This window comes from Desulfonatronospira sp., assembly GCA_003563255.1.
GTDB lineage: Bacteria > Desulfobacterota > Desulfovibrionia > Desulfovibrionales > Desulfonatronovibrionaceae > Desulfonatronospira.
In genome coordinates this window covers 1-2,810 of the sequence record PWSL01000037.1, presented here as the reverse complement: position 1 = coordinate 2,810, position 2,810 = coordinate 1, and the positions used below count along the sequence as shown (strand labels likewise).

Genomic DNA, 2,810 nt, shown 5'->3' with positions numbered 1-2,810 from the left:
GCGATGCAGAGTCCAAGGCCGAGAACGATCAGCAACAGGAACGGAACCACGCCACGGATGACGTCAGTCGTCTCAACCCCGAATTCGGGAGGTGATGCCGCTTTTACGAAGAAAATGGCATAGGCGAATGGCGGACTCAGGAATGACATCTGCAGATTGATGATGATCATCATCGCGAACCAGAGCGGGTCGAAACCCAGAGCCGCGCCAATCGGCGTGATGATAGGCACCATGATAAACACAATGCCGATCCAGTCAATGAACATGCCCAGCAGGAAAGACAGGAGCATAACTACGAAGAATACACCCCATCTGCCGCCGGGAGCGCCAAGCAAAAACTCAGTGACAACGGCGCCGCCACCAGCTCGAATGAATACACCCACAAACGCGAACGCGAGCGACGCGATCAGCAGGATCATGCCGCTCAGCTTGATGGTTGACAGTGCAGTCTCTCTCAATGCTCTGAAACTGAACCTGCGGTAAACCACCGCGAGGAGTGTGGCAGCGAGTGCACCTACCCCACCTGCCTCTGTAGGAGCGGCCACGCCGAAGAAGATGCTGCCGAGAACGGCCAGGATGATGAGCATGGGCGGCACAAGAGACTTCACCAGCATCCCAGTCTTCACGGAGAGCGGCACGCTGCGTTCCTCAACCGGCACGGCGGGTCCTTCGGCCGGCCGGACGAGACACCAGATGACGATGTAGAGCATGTACAGTCCAGCGAGCATAAATCCGGGCACAAAGGCGCCGAAGAACAGGCGTCCCACGCTCAGGTTTGCCATTGGACCGTAAACCACCAGCATAATGCTGGGTGGAATGAGGATGCCCAGAGTGCCTCCCGCGCAGACCGAACCGGTGGCCAGCGGCTTGCTGTAGCCTCGCTTCAGCATAGCTGGAATGCCAACAAGCGCAAGCATCATCGTGGAGGCTGCGATTACGCCCACGCACGCAGCCATAATAGTTCCGATAATGATCGTGGTGACAGCAAGGCCACCGCGAAGCCCACCGAACCACAGATACAGCACCGAGTACAACTGTTCGGCTACCCCTGTACGCTCCAGCATAATGCCCATAAACACGAAGAACGGCACTGCCAGCAACGTGTAGTTGGTGAGCTGGTTGAACATCCGGTTATAGAACATGTCGCCAATGATGGCTGGTCCGAACAGCAGGTAGCCTACAATGAGGCCCGCAGCACCAACGGAGATGGCCAAAGGATAACCAAGAAGCACGCCGACGAGCACACCTCCCAGCAGAGCAATGGTCGTTACCTCGGGAGTCATGCTAATCATACTTCACACCCTTCACGACCAGGTAAACATCCCGGTAGAACTGAGCCAGGCCCTGTATAAAGAACAGGAGGATACCTATGAAGATGATAGTTCTTAGCGGTTGTGCGGGCCAGTACAGGTAGGTGAACACAGTACGCTCACCAATATCGAACGCGCGAATCATCCATCTGTACGACATGAGGGTAAGGAAACCCACCACTGGGACGAACAGACCCAGGAAACACACGGAGTCGATAATGGCACGTCCTCGCTCCGAAAAGCGGGTGTAGATTATGTCGACGCGTGCGTGCCCCTTGATCAGTAACACGTACCCCCACGAAAGGGCGTACATGCATGCGGCGATCTGGATAGGCAACTCGTACGTCCACATTTGAGCGCGGCCGAACCCGTACCGCATGACAACCTGCAGACAGATGACGAGAATCGCGGCCACGACCATCCATTTAACGAACTGGCCGAGATTCGCATTTACCGTGTCAATCACCTTGAGGACTTTTCTCACGTTGTCACACCTTTATGGCACGTCCCGGGAGCCAATCGGCTCCCGGGACGTGCATGAAGTTCATGCTATCACAGCTGTTGCAGGAGTCTTCCTGACTATATGCGATACCAGATTTCACGCAGAGACTCCATCCAGGACCAGTAGGATTCAAGTATCTGAGCTTCCCACGGATCTGCAGCGGCTCGCTCTGCATAGTATTCTTCCGCGGCCCGCTGGTATTCTGCCTCCATCCCTTCAGGCAGAACCTGGATATTGGTGCCGTAGTCAATGAAACGGTCGATCGCTTCCTGATCCATTCTCAGCAACTCGGCGTATGCGCGAATGGTCTCGGTCTGATTCACCTCCGAGATGATGGTCTGAATGTCAGAAGGCAAATCGTGCCAGAGGTCCTTGTTGATGATGAACGGGTTGAACTCGTAAGGCTGGCGAGCGCCGGAAAGGTACATGTATGACGCGGCCTCATACATGCCAAGATCCCAGTCGAGTGTCGGCATCGAGACCTCGTAGCCGTCGATAACGCCGCGCTGCATTGCCTCGAACACCTCACCTGCGGGCATCATGACCATGCTGGCGCCCATGCGCTCCCAGATCTCGGCGCCATCACCGGCACCACGAAGTGTAAGGCCCTGAACATGGTTGGGGTACTCGAGAGGCTCGTCGATGCCCATGTAAATCTCGGGAGGTCCCATCCAGCCGCCGTCCCTGACGATGTGCACTCCGGAACCGGCGATCATTTCGTCGGCAAATTCTCCGCCACCACCCTCACGGAACCACGAAAGGGCCTCCATGGGGGACATGCCGCCGCCAACTGTCGTGAACAGACCACACTCATCCCAGCGGTCGCGCCAGTACATGAAGCATGTGACGGCGAAATCGAGCGTTCCTACCTCGACCGCAGAGAACTCCTGCGTCGCGGGGGCGATGCCTCCTCCAACCTCGACCGACATGGTGACACGGCCACCTGTGGCTAATTCAATCTGTTCGGCCACCCGGACCAGTGACGCATGCTGCTGCGT

3 protein-coding genes are annotated in these 2,810 nt (G+C 56.7%); all 3 read right to left on the bottom strand.

Annotated features, from left to right (window positions below; translation table 11 throughout):
- Nucleotides 1-1,292: TRAP transporter large permease subunit (locus tag QZP87_RS01175; RefSeq protein ID WP_291321095.1), on the bottom strand; the 1,292-nt coding region annotated here is incomplete at its 3' end.
- A complete protein-coding gene (locus QZP87_RS01170) occupies nt 1,285-1,794 on the bottom strand; it encodes a TRAP transporter small permease subunit (RefSeq protein ID WP_291321094.1) in 510 nt (169 codons plus the stop codon). The genes QZP87_RS01175 and QZP87_RS01170, both read right to left, overlap by 8 nt.
- Nucleotides 1,795-1,889: 95 nt before the next feature.
- Nucleotides 1,890-2,810 (bottom strand): TRAP transporter substrate-binding protein DctP (gene dctP, locus QZP87_RS01165; protein ID WP_291321093.1); only part of this gene is annotated, 921 nt, incomplete at its 5' end.